We start from the raw sequence: 23372 nt of genomic DNA on the forward strand, positions 1-23372 counted from the left end.
GGCTGATGGTGGGCAGGGCCGGAGGGGTTGCGCGGGAGCGGTGTAGGCACTGGTCAGCGTCACCACGGGGCCCGACGGGCTCTGCCTTGTGACCAGACTGGTGCCGGGAGGGCTTGTGCGGTGAGGCCGCCGATCGTGCTCACAGGAGGCGGTCGTGTTCGGCAGTGGCCGCCGCACGCACAAGGTCGACGAAGGCGTCTTGCTGCTCGGCCTGCCAGGCGTCGTCGTCAGCCTCATCCCATTCCTCCTCGCTGTCCGGCAGCTCGGCGTGCTCCTCGAAGATGAGCCAGCAGGCGTGGATGCCGGACAGCAGGTCCTCGAGAAGGTCGCGGGCGGGCCGCTGAGGGTCGAGCGGCGTGATGCGGAAGCGGCGGAGTTCGGCCGCCAGTGCCTGGTCGGCGTCGGCGTGTTGGCGTACGAGGTCCTCAACCTTTTGGATCTGCTCCAGAAGGCGGGCCAAGTCAGGCACGCGCCCCTCGGCGACCTCCATGGCGTCGCGGATGAGACCAATCACGGCCTCGCGGGGCGATGCGCCGGCATCTACGAGTTCCAGGACGAGCGTGGGGGTCTCGTGCGGGAGGGCTTCGATGTTGTCGGCCTCCACGACGACGTTGGTGGGATGGAGGCCGGAGGCTTCTCCTGCAACGTGGGCGGCGGCCTGGAGCCAGTGCGCGGTGGCGACGGCGGCGGCCGTTGGGTCGAGGTCGGTGAACAGCTCCGGGGGACCGAACGGGTTGGTGTGCAGCAGCGCATCCGCGGCGGCGACTTGAACAGGGGAGGCGTCCTGGCGGGTCAGCAGCACTGCCTGCCGGGCCCGCCCTGTGAGGTCGCCGAGTTCGGCTTGGGCGACTGCGGCGAGTTCGGCCTCCGCTTCGTCGGCGACGACTGTGGTGAGCTGAGCGTCCCCGAGGGCGTGGAGTGCGCGTCCGATCCGGTGCCCGGATTCGACGATGGGGCTGTAGGAGACGATCAGGCCGCCGTCGTTGGGAAGGTGTGGTTCCCGCACCGCCTGGAGCGCTTCGGCGAATGAATCGCGCTCACGTTGTCGGCGCCAGCCTTCGCTGTTGGCCTCCAGGCTCGGGCTAGCCGAGGCGGGATGCGTGTACGTGCGCCAGGCGGCCTCCGAGAGATACCCGAGAGCCTGAGTGAGTCGGAGCATCTGATCGGGCTCAGCGGACGCAGCCACCACCGAGACCGTGAAGGCGGTGTTCCCCGCGCCCGTCCCCCAAGAAGCAGTCAGGGCACGGCGCTTGGTGTCGTAGCTGTAGTACGTCACTTACAGGGCTCCTCTACGGCTACCTGCTGGATTTCAGGAGCGGTCGGACACGTTGGGTGGTACTTGTCCTGCTTGGCCGGGGGCTATGCGCAGGAGCTGATCGATCTCGGCCGTCGGGGTGGCATGCGATCCTCGGTCGCGCCGGAGGGCGCCCGCCACACCACCGCGAGACCGCCGTGTTCGCAGGCGTTTCGCTGTGGTGATCCCCCGGTGCACGGCCGGGGTGTGGCCGCGCACCGGCGCGCCCGCCCGGGCACTTCACAGGATGTATTCCTCCATCAGCTCGGCTAGGTGGACGATGGCCGGCCAAGTGGTGGCGATGGTGGTGTGGGCGTGGAGGCGTCGTTGAGCGTGGACGTACATGGCCCAGTCGGCCGGGTTGTCGCCGTCCTGGAGGAAGGCGGGCACGATCTCCAGGGAGCTCGGGTTGGAGCAGGTCCAGGTCCGGTTGGCGGTCTGGGCCGGGTCCAACTTGGTGAGCGTGAGAGGGGTCTGATTCTGGTCGGAGCGTGGGTTGATGCCCCAGAAGGCGCGTTCTCCGACTTCGACCAGGCCGGAGAATCGTCCGTGCCGGGTGATGGGGATCAGTTCGTCGGTGTCGTCGCCGGCGCTGACCATTTCCTGGGTCACGCCGAAGGCTCTGGGCACCGCAGAGCGATCGCTGCGCTCGCGTAGCCGGATGATGCGCAGGCCGGGCTGGTCGCCGGGCTTGCGGTGGACTGGGTCGGCATTGGGGGCCGTGATGTCGATGCCCGGCAGCACGAGCTGGTCGAACGTGATGCGGCTGTCTTGTAGCCAGGGCCAGATGTCTTTGTCGCTCGTCCGGGCGCGGCGTACGAGCAGCAGGCGGTCGGCGGTGGAGTCGAGCGACAGCGCGTTGGTGAGGAAGTCGGCGAGGGCCGCGCGAGCGGTACGGGGCACGCGTCCGCGTCCGGCGACGAGGGCCTCCGGCAGTGCGGTCAGCGGCATGGGGCGCTCGGCAAGGCTGCCCGTCGTCGTCATGAGTTGTGCCGTGGGCTCCTCGTGGGTGTGCTGACGGATCAGCATGGGCACGAGCATCCGCTCGCCTGCGGGGGCGAGCCAGACGGTGATCAGCTCGAAGGGGCCTTCGATGCCGGGTGGGGCGGGGAGCTTGGGCAGGTGACCGGCCTGGCGGAGGGCGTCCCGGAGGGCGGAAGTGGCGCGCTCGATGTCGGTGGTCGCGAAGTCGGTGCCGGGAAAGCGCTTGGCGAGGGCTGCTTTGCTGGGATTGGGGTTGGCCGGCGGGATGGGGCGTAGGCATTGGACGTTGCGGCGCAGGCTCGGGAGGGCTTTCTTGAAGAGCGGCTTGGGGTCGCGTTGGTGTGTGCGGGAGAAGTAGGCCGCGCCTTCCATCTCCACGATGCAGGCGATCGGGTGGGTAAGGCGGGGGAATGCACGGGTGATTCGTGTGGTGCGTTCGGCCTCGCTGGCTTCGTAGGCGGCCCGCCGGGCTGCCGGATCCGACTCGGTGGAGCGTGGCAGTCCGGCGGTCAGGTCCTGCGGGTCGTGGCGGTGGAGGGTGAGGTTGATCGGCCCGGTGAAGCTGGCGCAAGCCGCTGTTGAGGTGGCGGGAGCCAGGCCGAGTTTGTCGGCGGCAGCGGTCTGCAGACCTTGCCAGGTGCGGTCGGAGGAGGCCCAGACTTCGAGCTCGTACGTGGGGGAGTCGGGCAGCTGCATCGGCAGGCGCGTCTTCGCACGGGTCCGCGCCTTGGGCGTGGGCGTCAGCGGGACCAGGCCCTTGTCCTCCAGCTGTCGGGCGACCTGAGTGAGGACCTCCATGTGGTCGCGGGGCTGGTAGCCGTGGCCGACGGGGTGGTCGTGGGTGGCACGAGCCGGCGGGGCGCCGTCCTGGTCCGGATGGCGGTAGGTCATGCCGGTGCTGTGGACGAGGTGGGCGGCGAAGGGCTGGGCCGCCGCGTTGCCGGGGGCGCTGCGCAGCTCGTCGAGGCTGGGTGGCTCGTGGTGGGTGAGGCGGGCGAGGATGCTGGTGACGCCCGGCTGCCAGGCCCAGGAGCTGTCCTGTCCGCGTCGGCGGATGGTGACGGAGCTCTGCAGGAGCATGGGACGTTCGCGGCGGTGGATGAAGCCTTCCTTGGCGGAGAGCAGGACGCTGGCGGTGGGGTCGCCGTTTCCGCGACGGGGGATGTAGTCGACTGCGTTCGTCGCGAAGCGGGTCATACCCAGGTCGATGTGGAGGTGGACTTCGGGGACGCCCGGCACGGTCTCCAGGTGGAGAGTGAGGACGTCCACGCTGGCTCCGGCCGCGCCGTCTTCATCGATGAGGCGCTCCGGTTGGCCAAGGTGCAGGGTGCGGCGGCCGTCGGCTTGGGTGGGGCCAAGGCGCAGGTCAGGGTGGTGGCCCAGGATCTGAAGGTCGGTGGTGGTGAGGTGTTCGGCGACGAGGCTGGGCAGGAGGTCGAAGACGTGCCCCGGAGGGTTGGCGGTGTCGTTGGGGTGGAGGCCGTGCTGAGCGAGGTCGAGGTCTTCGGGGATCCATTCGAACTGGCCGGCGCCTTCGAGACGGCCGTACCAGTCGGTGTCCGGCACGTGGGGCGTGACGTGAGCGGAGGCCCATGCCGACAGCGCGATCAGCAGCAGGTCCGGGTCGATCTCGGTGCGCGCGCGAAGCCAGGCCGGATGGCGCGGGTTCCATTGCACGGCGGTGATGTCCGGGTCGATGAGGGTGAGCAGGTCCCTCAGTGACTTGGTGGGCAGGTTGTCGGGCCCGTTGCGCTTTCGGCGGCCGGGGTGGGCTTCCCAGGCGTCCTGGAGAAGGCTGAGCATCCCCGGTGGGCAGGTCGCGCGGTAGCCGGTGACAGGCCAGCTGGCCCCGGGGGAAAAGGTGAGCACGGTGGCCTGGGTGGCGCGGTAGGCAGGCATCAGCGGCGACCCCAGTCGATGTTGTCGAGGAGATGGGAGGCCAGACCCCAACAGGCGTGGGCGAGCTCGTGGTCGAGTCGCTTCGCCGGGGTGGCGGTCGGGCCTGGATCGGTGAGCCAGCCGTGCAGGAGTTGCTGGGCGGCGACGATCACGCTCGTGCGGGGAGTGTCGGCCGCGGTTTCGTCGAGCGTGGCGGTGCGGGGCGCGAAGGCGGCGTCGCAGAGGTACACCAGGACCGGTTCGTTGCCACGGATGCCGCGGCCGATCGTTTGGTGGAGTGGGACGAGGAAGTTGCCGACGAACGCCGCGTGTTCGACCGGGTCGGTCAGGCGGGAGAACAGGACCGGCTCTCCGACCCGCTGCTGCCAGCGGCGGCGTTCGCCGTGGCGGAGTTTGCGGGCGAGGTCGACGGGATCGATCGCGGGGTCGGCCAGCTCAATAGGGTCGCGCAGGCGGCGCATCGCCTCGCGACTGAGCAGGGAGAGCGGGAAGGTGGCATCGTCGGCGGGTGGGTGGATGCGGGCCAGGTAGAACACTGCGCCGAGGGCTGCGACGCGGCGGGCGTTGAGGATGTTGTGGCCGCGTTGAACGGCGCCTTCGGCCGCAACCAGGATGTCGGCGCCGGACGCGGCAAAGGTGGGCAGGCGGCGCCTCGGGATGCTGTGCCGGGTGGGCGGGTCGTCGTCGCGGATGACGTGCAGGGCCGTGTACGGGGTCTTGTGGTTGATGTAGTCGGCGACGGTCTGGGCGTCGCGGGTGCTCTGCACGGTGAACAGGACCTGTTGACGGTCGGGGGCCAGCCGCAGACGGGCCTGCTGGAGCAGGGGCTCGCGGGCTCCGGGGGCGGGGTTGCAGATCCAGTCGGCGGCCGTGCACAGCGCGTGGGCATGGCGAATGGGATCGCCGCCGGTGCCCGAGGTGAACACGGGGCGGCCGTCGAGATAGCGGGGCGGGCGGAAGAACATCTTGCTTTCCTTCAGCGCGGCCCTGGCCTTGGCCGGCTCCCGTAGTACGAGGTTCGGGGCGACGTCCAGGTGGAAGCGGGGCGAGGCGGGCATCCAGCTGGTGGCGGAGGCCAGGACGACATGTGGTCCCTCGATGCCCTCGGCTGTCAGGAGATCATGGAGGTGGTAGAGCAGCCAGCGGCCGACCCCACGCAGCCACAGGATGCTGAACGATCCGCTGTCACCATCGGGATTGGGCTGCCACTGAAGCGCCATCAGGTTCCCGGCAGCCTGTTCGGGCACGAAGGGCATCAGGTCACGTGGCGGCTGCCGGCTCCAGAAGTCCTCTCCGTCGCCGATCGGGGAGCTACTGATGGCGGGCAGCCGTTGGGCGACTTCGAAGAAGGAGGTAGTGATCCGCGCTGCCCACACCCCGGCCTGCAGCAGTTGTGCGCACTCCGCCAATGTGCCTCGGACATGGGCTTCGTTGGTGGCGGGCTGGTGGGTGGTGATCCACGCCTCTGCGGCCTCCTGGGCCGAGACATGAGTGTCGTGGGCTGCCGTCATCGCCTCGATCAGCTCGGCCCAGTTCGCCGCAGGGGCTTGAAACGGAGCGGAGAGCAGCGAGGCGAAGTGGTCCTCGAAATAGAGGTCGGCGGCTTCTTCCAGTTCCGCCTTGTCCGTGAAGTCGGTCCGTTCACCAAGACCGTGCAGGCTGCGGACCAGGCGCCGCAGGAGGCTGTAGCCAGTGAACGGTCCCTCGGCGATAACAGCGCGCAGGGCGTCCGCGCCAGGGGCGATGACGAGCCGGTAGAGCTCGGTCAGTGCCTGATCGTGCCGGCGGAAGTGCTTGTCGCCGGCCGTCACCTCCGGGTTGAGCAGATCGAGGAACCAGGAGTGCTCCAGCCGCTGCCCGATGCGGTCTCCCACCCGGTGACTCCAGCCCCTGCCGGGCTGGGAAAGGATCTCGTGCAGCAGGAACCGGTCGTCGAACTGCTGCTGCACGGTGTCGGCTTCGTCCACGAGCAGGACGGACAGGTGGTGCTGGGCGGCCTCGGCGACGCGGACCTCGATCTGGGACTGAGGCATCCTCGTCGAGGCCAGGCCCGCTGCGGTCGTCACCCAGACCTGTGCTTCGGCAACCTTGCGTGCCGCCGTATGCGAAGGACACCGGGACAGGAGCGGGCAGTCCCGACGCCCGCTCTCGCCAGCCACGGTGAGACGGCCTGTGCAGGGTCGCTCCTCGCGGGGCAGCGGAGCCCGGTTGGTCCTGCTCGTCAGCCGCAGCTCCTCCAGGTAGCACTGGTCGTCGGCGAACGCCGCGGCCGGGTCCAGACCTTTGGGGAAGGTCGTCTCGCCGTCGTGGAGGAGCGAGCGCCAGAACCGGTCCTTGTGGACGCCTTCCCGGGTGCGTCCGAAGATGGGCACGGCATCGATGCCCAGGGCTTGCAGGAAGCTGACCTTGGCGAACACGTCGCTGCCGGAGGCGAGGACGAAACCGACCTTGCCGCCGCGGCGGGCGACGATGAAGGCGATCAGATCCAGCAGGGTGGACTTGCCGCTGTTCATCAGGCCGACCACGTGCCACAAGCGGTCAATGGTCATCCGCCACTGCTGATCGCGGAGATGCCCTTTGGCGTGGTCGGCGAGCAGGGCTTCCATCTGCTCGAACCGTTTGACGAAGTCCCGGTTTTCGATCTCCGGGTGGGCTTCCAGAAGCTTGTCGATCTGCTCCGCAGCCCACTGGAAGTCTGCCCGCGTGAGGGGGATGGGCTCCTGCACTCGGGAGGCCGCTGCGGGTAGCACCGCTGGGGTGGGTGCCGGGAGGAGCGTCTCGGGGACGCGGATCTGTTCCCGGCTGCCGTCGGCCCGCTCGAAGAAGCACACCGCACCCAGCGGCGCCGGCCGGTAGGAGGAGGCCGTCTGGTAGGGGGCGATTGTCTGCAGCTTCTGACGGTAGAGGTCATGACGGGCCGCGGCGTACGGGGTGGACCGGCGGGTGAACACGGTCGACAACTCCGGCTTGTGGCCGGGCATGTCACATGGTTCGAAGCCCCGTACCTGTGCTGGGAGCTTCACGTACTGATCGAGCTTCTCCCGCATGGTCCCGGTCTTGGCGAGCGGGCCCATCAGCTCCCGCAGGGTCCGGATCTGCTGGCCCAGGTCCTCTTCCAGGCGCATGTATCCGGACAGCACTGGCCACAGGGCGCCGACGCCGTGGCCGGGCAGATGGTCGTCCAGGAACGACAGGCCCACCTCCAGCGCGCAGATTTCCCAGGGCCTGAGGGGTCCGAGCAGGGGGCGCACGCTGTCGTCCGCCAGTTCCTTCACCAGTGGCTTGCTCCAGGCGCGGGTGTCCCTCATCGCGTTCCTCCTGCTTGGCGCGCACGGACGGTGACCTGGTGCAGGAACGTCTTCTCGTCGAGGACTTCGACGCCGGAAACGCGGCCCTGCAGTTCGCGTTCCAGATCCGCGCGGTATCCGGGAGTCCTGAGGCGGTGCATGGGGATGACGATGATGCGCCGCCGTGTCGGCACGCGGGGATCGCAGCGAAAGCCTCGGGCGAGCAGGGCTGGGCTTGAGCAGTCCTTGGCGTCGATGGCCCAGCACTCCGCCTCTGCACCCGGTTCCTGGGCCTTGAACGTCACTGCCATATCCCACGCGTCCAGGCTCGGCCAGTCCTCGACGCACAGGCGTTCGTCGGCGAGTTCGTCCAGGTGGTCCTGCAGCCGGCCCTCCAACAATCCGGGATCGTGGAAGAACTGGCGGGTGGCCCGGTGCTGGGTCCAATACCCGCCCAGACACGCCACCTCGTGTCGCTCCGGCACCCCCGTGCAGCCGGGAGTCCCACAGCCAACAGCCCCGTCGTCAACCGGATTTCGGCATTCTCCACAGCGTCGCAAGCGGACTCTCCCCGGCGCCTCGACCGGGTGGTGGACGAAAGCGACGCGGACGAACTTCGCCAGGAACGAGTCATGGTCAGAGTCCGCTGCCGGTAGTTCCCGCGCCAGCACCTGGACCTCGCGGTCGCCGAGCACCGCATGGTCGATCAGTAGGCGCCGCAGCCGGCAATAGACCCGCTGGACCACCTCGTCGTTCCCACCGTTCATCCGGGCACACAGCATCAGGGCGGCAAAGACCTGATTCTGAACGAGTTCCGCCTCAACGTCAGCGTGCTGGACCAGGTCTGCCGCCTGCTCGGCGAACTCGGACAGGGAATCACCTTCCAGCAGCACCGCTTCCAGATCGCCTTCCGTGAGCGATAGCGGCACAGGCCACGACCCCAGCGGGCGACGACACCAGTTGAACAGTTCCAGGTCGTTGGCGGGCCCTTCCAAGCCCAGTGTCTGCGCCTTCCACCACAGGCGGCCCCGTGCATCACGCCAGGCACGCGGCAATGGCCCCGACCCGTCCGTGCCGCAGGCTTGAACGCCGGCCCGCTGCCGCTCAAGGCGGATTTTCGCCAAGGCGGCACACAGCAGCTCCACCAGCAGGTAGTCGTCCTGAGCGGTCCGTGGGTCTCTTTCTCCGCCCGGGCCGACGTCCCGCGACGCAGGGACCGCAGCAGCGGGGTGGTAGTCATCTGGGGAGTCGCCGTCAACCGATCGCGGCTGCGTACGGCCGGAGGGCGACGCAGGGGCTTCCTGAGCAACACTCATAGCCGACCGGTATACCGGACCGCACTGACAACGCCCACCGCAGCGCGAATGCGTGTTCGATCTATTCGCTTATGGTTTCGAAAATCACGGCCTGGTCCTGCCGGCCGGAACTGCGGGCGGCGCCGATGCGACCTGCGGCACTTAGCAGTTGGACCACCCGGCAGCGCAGCTGCGGTGGGCTGCCGGGTGGTCCAACTGCTCGACCCTTTCGAGGCTGTACCGGTCGTTGCAGGACGGTCTACGGGCGGGAAGGGCGCCACCGACAGCGCAGACAATGGCTTCGGCGGCGGACGCAGGGAAGAAGGCGCGCCGCAGCTGACCAGACGCGGGCTTCACGACGCCCCGGACAGTTGTCATGGCTCGGACGATGATTCGGTCCGAGCTTCATTGAATTCGCGCCGAATCTGAGATAGCGAAACGCGAATGTTTGCGACGCCGATATGCCAGAATTCCCACCCATCGACATCCGCACGGCCAGTAGCTGCCCGTGCCGCGGACGTTGGGGTGGCATATGACCGTGCACCCAGTTCGAACCCCCCGTCAGGCAAGAGTAGCGCCACGACCTCGCCAAAGTCCGTAACCCCAACCATTTCGACTCCGCTCTTCAGCGAGCCAGCGTTGATCAGGTCGGAGACGGTGTGAGCCTCCGGCTGGGCGATGCCATCGAAACCTGGCTCCAGTCTCAGCACATCGGCAAACTGCTCTACCACAGAGCCAAGATGGCGGCTGCTGCGTAGAGCCGACAGCGCGGCACTGCTGTGGGGTGCCTCCGGCGCGATGAGTTCCCGGACCCTATCCACGGCACCATCAATATGAATGCCCGAGTCAAGCACTTGTGCTTTGAAGACGGTATCCCTCCACACCCTGCTGCGCCGCTCGTTCAGCCCTGGCCGATCTAGGGCATAGATGCGAATGGATTCAGTGACTCTGCATATGTTAGCCGCGCGTTCAAGGGCAGATTGTGGGCGGTGGTCATTTCGCCGCGCGGTACCGGAAGAATCAAAGCCCAGAAGGTCGCAGTCTCTCGGCTTGATGGGGTCCAGGAGGACTGGTAGCTCTTTCTCAATGCTTTCCGGGCTGGCACCTGGTGCTCGAAGCCTTGCATCAGGATTCAGCAGGGGAAAATGGTGAATCTTCGTAACGCGACTACCTGTTGGAGAGTCGTCCGTTGACGAGTTGCAAAATTCACATATGAGTCGGAAATTGCTGACTTCGTACGCCAGCCAGTAGTAGCCGAGATGCGATGATTCGCCGACGACGCCACCCTTCGGCCTGAAATGATCAATCGCAAGACGACTGTTGGAGACCTCACCTTCGCAGTACCAGCATTTACGGCCAGCCAATGCGATGAGCTGTGGACGCAGGTTTGTCCAATACGGGGACTTCTTGAACAATTCCGTCAGCTTGACCTTGTCAGCTCCGCAAGCCGCTACGCGCTTCTTTAGGACAGCTGCGTGCCGAGCCCAAGCGGCCGGTACGGACAAATGGCTCATGTCTACGTGGCGCACGTCGTCACAAACCCCGGCTGAGCTTTTCGTCGAAGAGCCTTCTCACCATAAGTGCGAACTCCTCGGCCGAAGGAGGATCTGCACTACCAGCTCTTTTTAAAAGTTCTTTGCGTCGCCGGTCGAGCTCTGCAAGAAATAGTGACACCGAGGAATCGCGGCGAATGGTGTCAAGCCCGAGGGATTCTAGTTCCTCGTTGACGCGCCGCAGTCGACGATTATCCTCTTCATTCAATACCGGGGTTCGTGAAAGCTCATACTGGATATCGATGAGTCTCTGCGTGTGGTCGTCCAACTGCGTATTCAAACCATAGAGTTCGGTGGTCAACAAGCCTCCGACTCCGTGCCCCCGCGGGTCGACGGTCGGCATCTCGGCACGCGTGAGAGCTGCCGTGGATCCATGGAGAATGCGGATCTGTTCGCGAGGGATATTCAACACCAGTGCTGGATCATGGGTAGCCGCAATGAACTGTGAATCCTGTCCGTCCTCCAACATGTCTTGGACGGTCGAGTACCAGCGTTGGCTCCAGCCTGGGTGAAAGTGTGAAGCTGGCTCATCAAGGAGAAAGAGTGACTCTTCGCCGCGCTGCAGCCTCAGCATTCCCATGATTGTGAGGATCTGTTGTTCGCCTGCGCTCAGTTCCTCCGGTCTGATCTGGTGTCCGTCGACCATGCTCAAGCGCACATCGGCTGTCAGTAGTCCTGCAGAGTGGAGTCTTTCGAACATTGCGAACATCGCCACGTCCGAAGCGAACAGCCGACGAAAGCTCTTGAGGTCGTCGGGTGTGGCTATAGTGATTCGGAAATCCGTGTATGTGCTGCGGGCTGCCGCATCGGGAATGGCCCCGAATCTTCCTTGTGTGGCGATCGCGTCGAAGAGTGCTGGAGCGTCACCTTTCAGTCCCCAATAAGGGTGATCAATATCCCGTGTGCGCTTATACCAGCCCGGTCTCTGAATGGTGACATCGGCGGAAACGAAGCCAGAGATTTGCACCTCCCTCTCCGCGAGATGCGCGAATTTCTCCGACCAGTTCGAGAGGAGAGCCAGCAAGATCAGCGGAAGATGGGTGACATCACAAAGGAAAAGCGGTCTAATGCCGCGGGCGAGGGATTCACCCATACCGGAAGTGCTGTCACCTCGCGCCGCCGCCATATCGGCGTGTCTATGACGATCAAATTCCTCCCCCCACCCGGATTCCCTTGCGGCTTGATAGCCGAAGACGTGGTCTGGGAGATGGATACTCCAAGCAGCTCTATGAACAACTGAACTGGTTGAATCTACCTCGGTTACCGTCATCCTGGGCACGGATTTGGCTGCTCGTTGATTTACTTCCACGAGACGTCCGCCGCGTCTGTACTTGACCCGGTACCCGAATGGTGCACGCTGACCGCGCCAGAGGCTTCCGAAAATCTCGGCAAGGGCCTGAAGGACTCGCGACTTCCCACGCCCGTTTCGCCCAACCAGAACGTACGTGTCGTGGCCTTCGGACAGGTCGAGGGTAAAGTCCTGCAGCCCCCGATAACTAGGCAAGTGAAGTTCTAGCAGCTGCACGTCCCCTCCCCGTGGGCCAGGTCTTTCTTACGTTTATGGGGTCACGAGGCTGTGGCCTACAGCCCATCCTTCGGCGTCAAGACGGGCCGCAATGCCTCGGTGAGATTGATCAGCTCTGACAAGGCTGCTTCCAGTTCTTCCGCGATCTCCTCGGCCAGGACGTGAGCTTCGATCAGGTCGTCGGCGTCCTCAATCGACTTGTCCTTGAGACCCGCAAAGAGATTGAGGTCGACCCGCTCCCGGTTCAAGAGGTAGTTGATGCCGTACGCCTTGAAAGCGTCCGTTTCGGTCCGTTCGCTGCGGTCCTTGCCCGGAGCGTAGGCAGCGACGAAGTCGTCCAAGTGCTCCCTGGACAGCCGATTCTGTTTGAGAGTGAAGTGCCGGTTGGTCCGGAAGTCGTAGACCCAGAGCTTCTGCGTGTGCGGTTCTCCGTCTGCGCGAGGCGGGAGCTTTTCAAAGAACAGGACGTTCGCCTTTACGCCGCCGGCATAGAAGATTCCTGTAGGAAGCCTCAGCAGCGTGTGCACGTCACATTGCTGCAGGAGTCGTCTGCGAATGGTCTCGCCAACGCCCCCCTCAAACAGCACGTTGTCCGGGACTACCACCGCTGCTCGGCCACCGGTCTGCAACAAGGTGTAGATGTGCTGCACGAAGTTGAGCTGCTTGTTGGTCGTGGTTACCCAGAAGTCCCGACGATGGTATGTGAGATCCTTGCGTTCAAACTCGTCACCCTCGCCGATGATCGTGATCGAAGACTTCTTGCCAAACGGAGGGTTGGCGAGGACGAGTGATGCGTGGCGGGTGGGCGGCTTTGCCAGAGCATCGCCCACGTCGATCAGCGACTCGCCATTCGGTTGGCCGATGCCGTGCAATAGCAGGTTCATGGCGGCGAGGCGTGCCGTGCCATCGACGAGCTCGTTGCCCCAAATTGCGCCCGTGCTGAGCCGTTCCCGCTGCTCAAGCGTGAGGCCCATCTCGTGGTGATGCTGAATGTACTCGAACGCATTCAGCAAGAAGCCTCCGGTGCCGCAGGCCGGGTCCATGATCGTGTCGTCTGGGGTTGGCTGCACACAGTCGACCACAGCACGGATGAGCTCTCGGGGGGTGAAGTACTGCCCGGCGCCGGACTTGACGTCCTCTGAGCTCTTCGCGAGCAGCTCTTCGTACGCATCGCCCTTGATGTCGACGCCCGTTCCGGACCAGTTCTCCTTGCCGATCAGCTCTCGGATCAAGCGCTTCAGCTTGGCGGGATCCTGAATTCGGTTCTGTGCCTTCTGGAAGATTCGACCGAGTGTTCCTCCGCTGCGCCCGAGCACGCTGAGGATTTCGCTGTACCGCTCTTCAAGCTCCTGTCCCTCAGCGTCCAACAAGATCTGCCAAGCGTCGAGGCCGTCAAGGATGTCTACCTGATTGAACCGGCGGTTCTTCTGCTCATGGGCCATCTTGAGGAACAGCAGGTAGGTCAGCTGCTCGACATAATCGAGCACGGAGACGCCGTCATCCCTCAGCACGTTGCAGTAGCTCCAGAGCTTGTTGACCAGAGCTTGGGCGTCAACGCTCACTCGGGACGAGGTAGTTGGTGGGGTCACAGCAGAGTCTCCTGTACTGCCTGGCTCTCACGCTTGGTTGCTGCGCTGGGCTTGCGTGTCTGCCTTCGAGGCGTCCTCGCCGGCCGAGTTGAGCGGATGCGGTCCAACAGCGCCGCCGCGGGCTCGTCTGCAGGGTCTTGCTCCACCAGCTTTCCGGAGAAGGCCCGGCGCAAGACAGCCCTGCGTAGGGCTGCTGCTCGGAGCAGACCGGCCTCCGCCGTCTCAAGCGCGGCGTCGGCCATGCTCAGCCGTGCCTCGATGTGGCTGACGAGGTCATGCTGAATGTCTGACGGGGGGATCGCGACCGGAAGCATCTTGATCTTGCTGAGGCTGATCGACGCCAGGTTTACGCTCTGTTTTCCGTTGAGCTCACACCAGCGCTTCCCGAACCCATTCGCGTGCCATGCCAGGAGTTTCGGGTGAAGAATTCCCTGGTCAACTCGAGCCCGAAAGACATGGTTCTGGTGAATGCAGCCGGGAATTTGTTCTTCCCAGATCCATCCCCTGCCGAGCTTGTCGCGGTCTCCACCTTCATTGAGAAGAACATCCCCATGTTTGAGGCGGAGCTGCTCGGCCTTCTTTGGCGCAACCCGAATCGTCGACACGTCAGTCAAGTTGAGCCGACCACGCTGCACATTTGCGACGCGCAGATAGGGGACGCTGATGTACTCGGGGTCGTTCTGCTTCTTGCTGTCCTTGGTCACGCCACCGACGACATGTGCGATGTCACCCAACCGCGACCAGCGCCAGCCGACCGGGAGCAGCGGCAACGGGCCGTCGTCGATCCCTACCTCATGAATCTTGGTGACGACCCTGCTCGCCGCACTCACGCCCCCAGTCGTTGCGATGTCAGTGATCTTGTCGCGAAGCGTTGACATGCGGGTGATGACGTTCCGCAGAGAGGATTCGACGAAGTCCAGGCGTGAGAGGTGATCTTCGAGCGCGTCCACGATGCGGTGCTGCTCGGCCAGCGGAGGAAGGTCGATCTGCCACCTGGCTAGCCGAGCTGCGCCAAGATGGTGGATTCCGACACCGCGCGAATCTTGTGCGAAGGCACCCCTGAGCGCTTCGTATCGCAAGTAATGCATGAGGAAGCGCGGATTGGCGTCGTGGGTTCTGACTCGAATCAGCGTGTTCTGGAAACAGCAGTCATCGATCTCTTCATTCCAGAGCGCCGGCTTGCCAACCTCGCCAGCACTGCCGGATGCCTCGCTCAGGACTATATCGCCACGCTGGAGCCTGTAGGTCTCTACTTCGTCCTCAGTGAAATTCATGAACTTCACGTCGTCGAGGAGTAGCCCTTGCCATCCCACGTTGGCCGCGCGCAGGTAGGGCCGCATATTGCTGCCGTTGTGGTTCTTGGGCGAACGCTGTCGGCCGAGCCGTACTTCCGAGAAGTCCTGCAGCGTGGACCGCGCCCACCCGGGCGGCAGTTCGGTCATGCGGTCAGTTCCTGATCTAGTTCGTTGAGGACAGCCTCGGCACGGTCGTCGCCGAAGACGCGAAGGAAACCATCGGTTCCACCACGCTCGGTGAAGGGTACGCGGTCTAGGTCGGCCACATCGAACCTGACGCTGGTGGCCATCGTGTCGACGATCCGCTCCAGCCACCAGAGTTCGTCTTCACTGAAGGTGACGCCCGCCTGCTTCTGGCGAGCCACCCAGTTGGCGAACCGACTCTCCACTGTTGATCGGTAGGGTCGCACCTCGGTATCCAGCCCAAGCTCATAGCGGATCAGGGAAACGAGGTCTGGCGGCCCGTGCTTGACGCCCGGCTCGCTCGAGGCTGCCCCTAGCTGTTCGTATGCCTGCCACAGTCGCTCCACGGTCCACTGGTGAGGCGGCCGTGCAATACGCGAGGCCAGGTCCTTGAGTCGCTGGTAAGCCTCCCGGGGGCGAACCTCACGCCCTCCGTGGCCGGTCAGCGCGACCTGGAGGGATGTGATCTCGTCGTGATGCTCAGCAAGGTACTCGCGCCAGCTGGTCACGGTACGTTGGGCCATCTCCACCGGCCCGACGGACAGGAGCGAATCCGGGTTCACCTCGTCGTAGACGATTCGCTGGTCGGTGCGGATATACACCAAGAGGTCGCGCAGGTCCTTATTGCGAGCCAAAGGCTGTACGGCCTGCTGGACCATCCAGTGCACACCCTTGGCGCCGTCTGCCTGCCGGACTTTGTCTATATGATCTACATCGACAGACTTTGCGATTCTGCCGACGATCGCATCCAGCGACTCGCCGGCCAGGCGCGTGATCTCCGCGTGATCCTCAGCCGTGAGCGTGCGAGACATCCGAGACAGTCTCAGTCCGAGCTCTTCGGCTTCGTCCTCGTCGATAGTGCCGCCCGCGGTCTTGCCGAGAAGCTTGCGGAGCGATGTGCGCTTCGCGTCATCCTTCTCAACCACCGGTGTTTCGCGCTTGTGACTCTCTGTGACGCCGATGGCGTCAATGACAACGAACCTGGTCTTCTCCCGGATGTCCGGCGTCACTGCACGCAGTTCGGTTGAGTCGATCACTCGTGCACCACGGCCGCGCATCTGCTCGAAATAGGCCCAGCTCTTGACATCCCGCAGGAAGAACACGCACTCAATTGCCCGAACGTCGGTACCCGTGGCAATCATGTCCACTGTTACAGCAATACGCAGCTCGGGGGCGTTACGGAACTCGGACAGCAGCTGATCTGGTTGAGATGCCTTTCCCGTGATCTTCTTGCAGAAGCTGTTACCCCGACCGAAAACGCCACGCACCATCTCGACGATTTCGTCGGCATGGTTATCATCGCGGGCGAATATAAGCGTCTTCGGAACCATGCGCATATCGGCGGGAACGTTGTCGCGCTCGGGGTAGAATACGGTTAGGTTGTCGCGGAAGGCAGTGAGAACCGTCCGCAACTGTCCCGTGCTGATGACCTTGCTGCCAACTTGGTTCGCGCCGTATGAGAAGTCGTCATCCAGCTCCTCGTACCGGCGGCGTCGAGTCCGGCGGTTCTTGATCGGGACATGGGTCTCGACCGGGATGACGGAACCCTGTTCGGTAATGGCAGTCCTGATGCGATACGTTGTGTAGTCGACCGCCACCCCATCAGCTACCGCTTGTTCGTAGGTGTACTCGCTGATCAGGTTCTGATGGAAGAAGCCAAATGTTTGGGCAACGGGCGTCGCTGTGAGTCCGACAAGGTGTGCATCGAAATATTCAAGAACTGACCGCCATCGGCCATAAATGGACCTATGGCACTCGTCGATGATCACCAGGTCGAACGACTCCGGCGGTAGCCTGCGGCTGTAGGTCACATCAGCTGCAGGCGCCGATGTGCCGCGCTCCTCTTCCTCAAACGCCGAGGAATCGCTGTAGTCTTCAGGATCGCCGGGCTCCTGTCCGGCCAGGAGCCTGGAGAGTCGCTGGATGGTGGAGATTACGACCTTGGATGAGTCCAGTACCGTGGTGCCGGTGAGCTGGTCGACGTTGTAAAGCTCGGTGAACTTCCGCCCATCGTCCGGAGCCGTGTAATTCGTGAACTCTGCGAGGGCTTGGGATCCAAGGTTGTTGCGATCGACGAGGAACAGGATCCGCTGCGCCTTGGCGTGCTTCAAGAGACGGTAGGCGGCAGTGACCGCTGCAAACGTCTTGCCAGCACCGGTTGCCATCTGGATTAGGGATCGCTGGTCTCCGCGACGCAGAGACTCCTCCAATCCATGGACGGCTTCAAACTGCGCTGGCCTGAGCCGCCCAGAAGCCACTTCGGCAGGGTCGAGCATCGGCAGGCGTTCCCTGATGCGAGCTCGATAGGTGGGCGCTGCCGCATCGGCTTCGGCCTCCCGAATCCACCGGGCGATGGTTTCAGGCTGGTGGAACGAGTAGACGTCGCGGGTCCGAGAATCCGGATCTAGGTCGTTGCGGAACCTAACCAGACCCCCATCACTCACGTAGCGATACGGGAGGGGAGTCCGCCAAGCCTGCAGATCTTGTCGGGCGGTCAGCCCTTCCGCGTAGCGATCAGCTTGCCTTTCGGCGGTTGCGAGGTCAGCGCCCTCGTGCTTGGCCTCAATCACACCGATGAGTTTGGTGTCGACATAAAGCAAGTAGTCTGCCCGGCCAGCCGCAGTGGTTACCTCGCGGACGGCAACGCCTCGTGTTGCGTAGAGGTTCTGGTTCCCCTTCCCGTCCTGGACGGCCCAGCCCGCCTCGCTCAGCATCTCGTCGATTCGATCGCGTACCCGCGCTTCGCTCAGCGGTTCCTGGGCTGCCCGGCGAGCGTTAGAGACCAGTAGTTCCCTCTGCCTGGCAGTTGGCTTTCGCGGTGACGGTGCTTCGTCGAATCCACGCTGGAGTCGTGATGCCTCTGTAGCCAGGGAGGTAACCAGCGTCGAGACCTCGGGGAGGGTGGCCCTGGCCCGCGCCAACTCAGAAGAGGCGCTCTCGCGAGCCTTCTCCAGAGCCTCCTCATAGCTGCGTTCCCGGTCCGAGTAACTCACCCGGGAGAGCTCCAGGCTGACGCGGGCAGCCTCCAGTTCACTGCGGAGCGCCTGCACCTCGGCACGGGCGTCTGTATCTGTCGGCTCCGCTGACTGGACCCACTCGGGCGCCTCTGGCGGGATGAAAGGAATCTGTTCCCGGTCGCCGGTCAGAAGACGGTGGAACCAGACCCCCAGTTGGAAGCAATGCCTGACTGTTCGCAGGGCTTCTCGCTCAAGGGCGAAGTCCGTATCCACGGCATCGGGTACCGGTCGTCGCAGAGCATCGAACGTCAGCCGTACCGGCTCGTCGAGGAAGCCAGCCCGAGCCAGCGCGTGCACCCTGCTGGCCTGATCGTCCTTGGCGACCGTGATGCCAGATCGTCGCATCAGAGCAGTCGCGAGTGTGTCCCCGAACTGGCGGCCCTTGAGCAGCGTGACGCTCGGGTCAGTGAAGAGGTTGACCTCCGCGCTCGCTCCGTACAGCACCAGAAGGGGCTCGTGAGGCAGCAGGAAGCCGAAGTTTGCGGATCGAGCAGCCAGCTCCCGGACCCGCGGGTCGATCGGGCCACGCCCCTGGCTCACGAAGCCTCCACATTCGCTCAAGCGTCCAGCGTTTTGCTTGCACCCTCGCGGTCACCAAGGTACCGAACACCAGGCAGCACGTCGGCAGACAGTCGTCTCGATCTTGCCACGTGATAGCTGTCGACATTCCACTGCTTCCGGAATCGCCTACCCGGGGATGGATCCACTCTGCCAGTATCGTCCGGGCCCGATCGGTGAGCCCAACGGGTTGCTCAGCGCCCGGGCGTGGAGCGAACTGTTGGAGCGCGGATCAGCATCGGCTGATGCGTTTGGGCAGCGGGACGCGTCGGGACAGGCAGGGCATGTCGGACGCCTTGGCCATGAGCGAGTTCGAACGTGATGTCGTGCAGGAGCTCGGCGGGGGTTTTCGGTGATAGCTGTATGGCCCAGGTCGGGCGGTCTGCGGCATTGCCGCCCCACACAGTCCAGGTCGGCAGCAGGCTGTGCGGCTTCTGGGCGGCGAAGGCATCAAACAGAACGCCGGCGGCCTCACCGCCCGCAGCCTCCCAGCGAATCCAGCGCCCGTCGATCGTCCCCTTCCAGCCTGCGTCCGCGAGCGGACGGGTCGCCTCGGCGATCGTGGTCTCGAAGACGCTGGTGGCCGGTCCAGAGCCCCATGCGTCACCGGAGGCCAGGGCGTTGAGAAGAGTGCGCACGATCTGCACCGGGGTGGTGGCGGTAGCCGTGGCGTGCCAGAGGCGCCCGCTGACCGGGGACTCGTAGGCGGCGATGGTCCACTTCGTGTCGCGGGATTCGGCGTCGTGGTCGAAGAGGGCGCGCAGGGTGAGCGATTCGTGGCTGGCGATGGTGGTGTTGTCGTCCCAGGTGCGGTACTTCTCCCACTCTCCCTGTGACTCGAGGAAGTGGTTGAGGAGGGCTTCGTGGTCGCCGGGGTCGGCGGCGTAGGCGGGAACTGTTTCCGTTCGCTGGGCGGGCTGTTCGGGCTTTGCGGCGGCTGGTGCGCCGAGCGTGGTGCGGGCTTCGGCGGTCTGGTGTTCGGTGTCGGTCATGGGTGCGGCGCCGGGGCGCATAGTGTCGCCATGGAGGCGTTCGAAGGCTGCGAGGGCCTGGGCGGGTGCGTCGAAGGTGTCGGCGATCTGCCGCAGGTGGTTCTCGCCGTGGAGGTAGATGCTCTTGCCTTCGCGGTAGGTGCCGACCGCGACGGTGGTTCCGCTGTCGTCGGCGTGGGCGTGGATGACGAGGCGGCCGCGGCGGATGTCGTCATAGATCTTCTGGGCTTCGTTGGAGACCTCCCGGATCTCCTCGCGGGTACACCAAGGCATGGGGTAGTTGGCCCCTGTCCATTCCTCGTCGATGGCTTCGCGGAGCCGGGGCGTGATCTCGGTGGTGATGCCTTCGGCGGTCAGCGCCTGGGCGGCCTTCTTTGCCCAGTAGGGCTCCTCGTGGTCGATGCGGGCCAGGACCAGCGTGTGCTCGTCGGCGGCTTCGAATCCGCGGGCAGTCAGAAGTGCGTGGGCGGTGCGGTGTCGCGTGCCGGTGAGGATGGCGGTCACGGCACTGGAGTGGGCGGGGTGGGTGTCGAGACGGACGTGTGCGTCGATGGCGGGGGTCGTCAAAGGGTGTCGCTCAATTCGGCCTGGGTACGGGACCTCAGGGCTCGGCCACAGGCGGTCGGTGTCAGTCAGCGGGAGATGCGCGAGGCGGGCGGAGCCGTTGTTCGCGGAGGGCCAGCCCGCGGTGGCGCCGAGGCGCTGGTACGTGCGGGTCTGGTCGTCGGTGCCGGCGTGTTGGCGTGCTTCCAGCGGGTGCGCAGGGCGCTGAGGTCGGCCAGGGCGCGGCGGCTGCCGGTTATCAGCTGGTGGGGGGTGTTGGCCGGGTCGTCGGTGTATGCCGTGATCCGGGTGGCGACGGCGTGGGCGCGGGCGAGCAGAGCGCGCTCGACGACCTTCTCGCCCCAGTACTCCGGCGAGCCGACGGGGGTGGAGGCCAGGGTCATCAGGTCGGCGGGCGCGATGTTGGCGTTCAGGAGGCCGCGGTGCTGGGCCTCCCACAGCACCGTGACGGGATCGACCGGGTCGCCGCGGTGGGCGAGGGTGGTCAGGCACTGCCAGAAGGCGGCGTGCAGGGGCAGTGCGAAGTCCTCGGGCAGCAGCCAGCGCATCTGCGTCAGCTCGGCGGGGTGCGCCGTCGCGCTCGCGAGGAGGAACTGTTCCTCGTCCAGGGCTTCCTCACCGGTGTCCCGCGGGGGCTCGGGCGGCAGCGGCGTGCGGGGCAGAGAGCCGGGGTGCGGGGCGAATTGTCCGGCGAGGTCCTCCAGGAACCGCGCGAGGGCGTCGGCCTGGGCGAGGGTGGTGGCGGCCGGGTTCGGCAGCGTGGCATCGGTCGTGGCCAGGGCCAGCCGTTCGGCGTGGGCGCCCAGCGTCCGGCGGGCGTGGTCGGCGCGGATCATCCGCGCGTACGTCGCCGCGTGCTTGGGCCAGGGGCAGACCTGGATCAGGGTGTGGAGGTAGGACGTGGTCAGTCCGGGAGCCTCGGGGCGCGCGGCATCCAGGACCGTGTTCAGCCAGGCCGGGTCCTTGAGGTGCTGTTCAGGATCCGGTGCCGACACGCTGCGCATGGCGGCGAAGAGGGCGCCGTGGGCGTAGTTGCTGAAGTGCTCCGCGCCCAGGGAGCCGATCTCGGCGAGCCGGTGCGGGTCGAGAAGGAGGGCGCCGAGCAGTGCTTGCTCGGCGTAGTGCACGGGCTGCGGCGGATGCGTGTCGGCGAGGTCGTCCTCGTACGGGTCGGTGGGGTGGGGCATCAGGCCGCCAGGGTGAAGTCGTCGAGGGTGAGGGTCTTGCCCAGGTGCGGGGCCAGCAGGTGCGCGGCGAGCCGGGGCGGGATGGCGTTTCCGATCTGGCTGAAGACCTGGCCCTTGTTGCCTTGCCACGGGTAGTCGGCGGGGAAGGACTGCAGGAGGCCGGCTTCCTGGGCGGTGATCCGGATGGGATCCGGCGCCGGGGCGTCTCCATCCGGGTCGTGCGTGGGTTCGGCGACCCAGGTGCATTCGTTGGCCCGGTGGCCGAAGAACAAGGTGCCGGCGGGCTCATCCACGCTGCGGATCGTGGCGTTTGCCTGGTTGTTGCTGCGCAGCGACCAGGACCAGCGGTGCTCCTCGGCGGTGGAGGCCGGTGTCGGGGCGACTGCCGAGCGGTTCTTCCGGGTCCCGTGCGGCTGTGCCTGACCGGCACCGTCACGGCGGGATTGCAGGACGATCCCCGAGCCTGGCCGTGGTGTCCAGGTGCCGCGGTCGCGGGCGTCGGTGAGGGTCTTGCGTGAGCCGGAGGGGAACGGCTCGGGCCCGCCTCCGGAGCCGCCGCCTGCGCAGACGGTGGGGACGGGGCGGTCGGTGGCGCCCCAGCCGAGGGCGTCGGCCATGGACACCCACCGCTTGCGGCCCGGCCCGAACAGGCTGTCCGGTTCGGTGGTCTTGGCGTGGGTGGGAGGGGGCGGTTCGGCGGTGCGGGTGCGGGAGGCGAGCAGGATCGCCCGTCTGCGGGTCTGCGGAACCCCGTAGTCGGCAGCGTTCAGGATGCCGGCCCATACCGAGAAGCCCCAGGTGCGCAGGATGGCCGCGTACTGGCGCCACAGCGGCAGGACGTCGGGGACCTCCTCCATGGCCACCCACTCCGGCTCGCCGACCGTGTTGAGGGCATGCAGGTAGCGCATCGGCTCGGCAGCCAGCAGGGAGCGCTCGTCACGGCAGGCGGCCAGGAGTTGCTCGCGGGTGTCGCGGCCGGTGGCGAGGTCGGCGACCGCCTGGTGGACCAGGGGCTGGTCCACCAGGCCGAGGCGCTTGCCGGCCATGGACCATGCCTGGCAGGGCGGGCTCGCGATGAGCCCGGCGGTCTTGCCGAGGAAGGGCCAGACGGGATACAGCGCCACGTCGGTACGAATGGTCAACTGCCCTGCCGCCGCACGGGTTTTGCAGGCCCACTCGTCCCATTCCAGGCCCACGTCCCGTACGCCGAGGACGTTAAGTGAGTGGCTCCATCCCCCCGGCCCCGAAAACAGGTCCAGGATGGTCAAGAGGCCAGTCCGAAGTCGTCCTGCACTGGCGCGACTTCACCGCGGCAGGCCCACGGGGAACAGCCGTCGACGACTCCTTGCTCCAGCTCCTCCAGGTCCGGTCCGCTGTCGGTGAGTTCTTGCTGCATCGCTGCCCATTCGGCGGCGGTGACGTGATCGATGGGAGCTTCGCTGAGGGGTACGCGGGAGCGGTGGAGAAACGCCTCGCCGAGCAGACGGTTGCCGGTGGCGTTGGCGCGCGCGTTTCCCTTGCGGATGGCCGCGTCGAACTCCACCACGTCCTCCCATTCCGCCGGGGAGTTGTCGCGGATGTTGCGCCATTGAGCGTTTCCGTGGAAAGGGCACCCGAGGCAGCTCGATTTCGGGGTGTCGGCCAGGCCGAGCGACGTCAGGTAGCGGATGCAGTCGGACCGTGACCAGCCCATGTCGATGAGCGGGTGCCGGTTGCGCATGTACTTGACGTCGGCGTCCTTGGCCCGGTGGAATTCGTCGGTGGAGATGCCGACCCACTGCTCGACGAAGACGCCCTTGGGGATGCGTGTCGGATAGGGGTAGCCGAGTATTTCGCGGACCTTTTTCTTGATCGGCTTAATTTTATATTCCCCGGTACATTGGCGCCTGGTCATACCCGCATTTCCGTCCTTGTTCAGGACGTAGAGCGGCATTGACGCAAATCTGTGGTCGGGGTCCAGGGCATCCTTGCGTATGTTTCCGGACGATACGCGGAGAACGGGTATGCCTGCGGGTCTGGCTATTTCTCGCTCCAGCCGGTCGAGATGGGAATAAACGGCTCTCGGTTCCCAGCCCGTGTCGGCGAAAATTGCGTAGTCGACCTTCGGGAGTATGCCTTGTGCGGAGAGGGCGAGCATGGCGCTGGACTGG

At 65.4% G+C, this 23372-nt stretch carries 13 protein-coding genes; all 13 read right to left on the reverse strand.

Annotated elements, in window-relative coordinates; genetic code table 11:
- Window positions 1–139 precede the first annotated feature (139 nt).
- The gene (locus tag IPT68_RS24725; RefSeq protein WP_189696558.1) at window positions 140–1276 is read right to left on the reverse strand and encodes a hypothetical protein; all 1137 of its coding nucleotides are present in this window, start codon (window positions 1274–1276) and stop codon (window positions 140–142) included.
- A gap of 258 nt (window positions 1277–1534) precedes the next feature.
- Window positions 1535–4177, reverse strand: a complete 2643-nt coding sequence (locus IPT68_RS24730; protein ID WP_189696559.1) for a pPIWI_RE module domain-containing protein — start codon at window positions 4175–4177, stop codon at window positions 1535–1537.
- Window positions 4177–7485: a pPIWI_RE_Z domain-containing protein gene (locus IPT68_RS24735; protein WP_189696560.1), complete on the reverse strand. Its 3309-nt coding sequence runs from the start codon at window positions 7483–7485 to the stop codon at window positions 4177–4179. Before IPT68_RS24735 ends, IPT68_RS24730 begins: the two co-directional genes overlap by 1 nt.
- A complete protein-coding gene (locus IPT68_RS24740) occupies window positions 7482–8609 on the reverse strand; it encodes a restriction endonuclease-related protein (RefSeq protein ID WP_189696561.1) in 1128 nt (375 codons plus the stop codon). The genes IPT68_RS24735 and IPT68_RS24740 overlap by 4 nt, the downstream gene beginning before the upstream one ends.
- A 524-nt stretch (window positions 8610–9133) precedes the next feature.
- The gene (locus IPT68_RS24745) at window positions 9134–10174 is read right to left on the reverse strand and encodes a restriction system modified-DNA reader domain-containing protein (protein ID WP_189696562.1); all 1041 of its coding nucleotides are present in this window, start codon (window positions 10172–10174) and stop codon (window positions 9134–9136) included.
- Window positions 10175–10292: 118 nt separating this feature from the next.
- Window positions 10293–11405, reverse strand: a complete 1113-nt coding sequence (locus IPT68_RS24750; protein WP_189696563.1) for an AAA family ATPase — start codon at window positions 11403–11405, stop codon at window positions 10293–10295.
- Window positions 11406–11893: 488 nt separating this feature from the next.
- Window positions 11894–13399, reverse strand: a complete 1506-nt coding sequence (locus IPT68_RS24755; RefSeq protein WP_189696564.1) for a class I SAM-dependent DNA methyltransferase — start codon at window positions 13397–13399, stop codon at window positions 11894–11896.
- A gap of 23 nt (window positions 13400–13422) precedes the next feature.
- Complete coding sequence (locus IPT68_RS24760) at window positions 13423–14868, reverse strand: restriction endonuclease subunit S (RefSeq protein ID WP_189696565.1); 1446 nt, start codon at window positions 14866–14868, stop codon at window positions 13423–13425.
- Entirely contained in the window at window positions 14865–18461 is a 3597-nt protein-coding gene (locus IPT68_RS24765) for a DEAD/DEAH box helicase family protein (protein ID WP_228039855.1), read from the reverse strand. The genes IPT68_RS24760 and IPT68_RS24765 overlap by 4 nt, the downstream gene beginning before the upstream one ends.
- A gap of 212 nt (window positions 18462–18673) precedes the next feature.
- Entirely contained in the window at window positions 18674–19975 is a 1302-nt protein-coding gene (locus IPT68_RS24770; protein WP_228039857.1) for a DUF317 domain-containing protein, read from the reverse strand.
- Window positions 19976–20103: 128 nt separating this feature from the next.
- Window positions 20104–21222, reverse strand: a complete 1119-nt coding sequence (locus tag IPT68_RS24775; RefSeq protein ID WP_189696567.1) for a DnaB-like helicase N-terminal domain-containing protein — start codon at window positions 21220–21222, stop codon at window positions 20104–20106.
- Window positions 21222–22490 (reverse strand): DNA cytosine methyltransferase, encoded by a 1269-nt coding sequence (locus tag IPT68_RS24780; RefSeq protein ID WP_189696568.1) that lies wholly within the window; start codon window positions 22488–22490, stop codon window positions 21222–21224. The genes IPT68_RS24775 and IPT68_RS24780 overlap by 1 nt, the downstream gene beginning before the upstream one ends.
- Entirely contained in the window at window positions 22487–23359 is an 873-nt protein-coding gene (locus tag IPT68_RS24785) for an adenine nucleotide alpha hydrolase family protein (protein ID WP_189696569.1), read from the reverse strand. Before IPT68_RS24785 ends, IPT68_RS24780 begins: the two co-directional genes overlap by 4 nt.
- Between the last annotated feature and the right edge of the window lie 13 nt (window positions 23360–23372).

The sequence above is a fragment of the Streptomyces chromofuscus genome (genome assembly GCF_015160875.1).
GTDB lineage: Bacteria > Actinomycetota > Actinomycetes > Streptomycetales > Streptomycetaceae > Streptomyces > Streptomyces chromofuscus.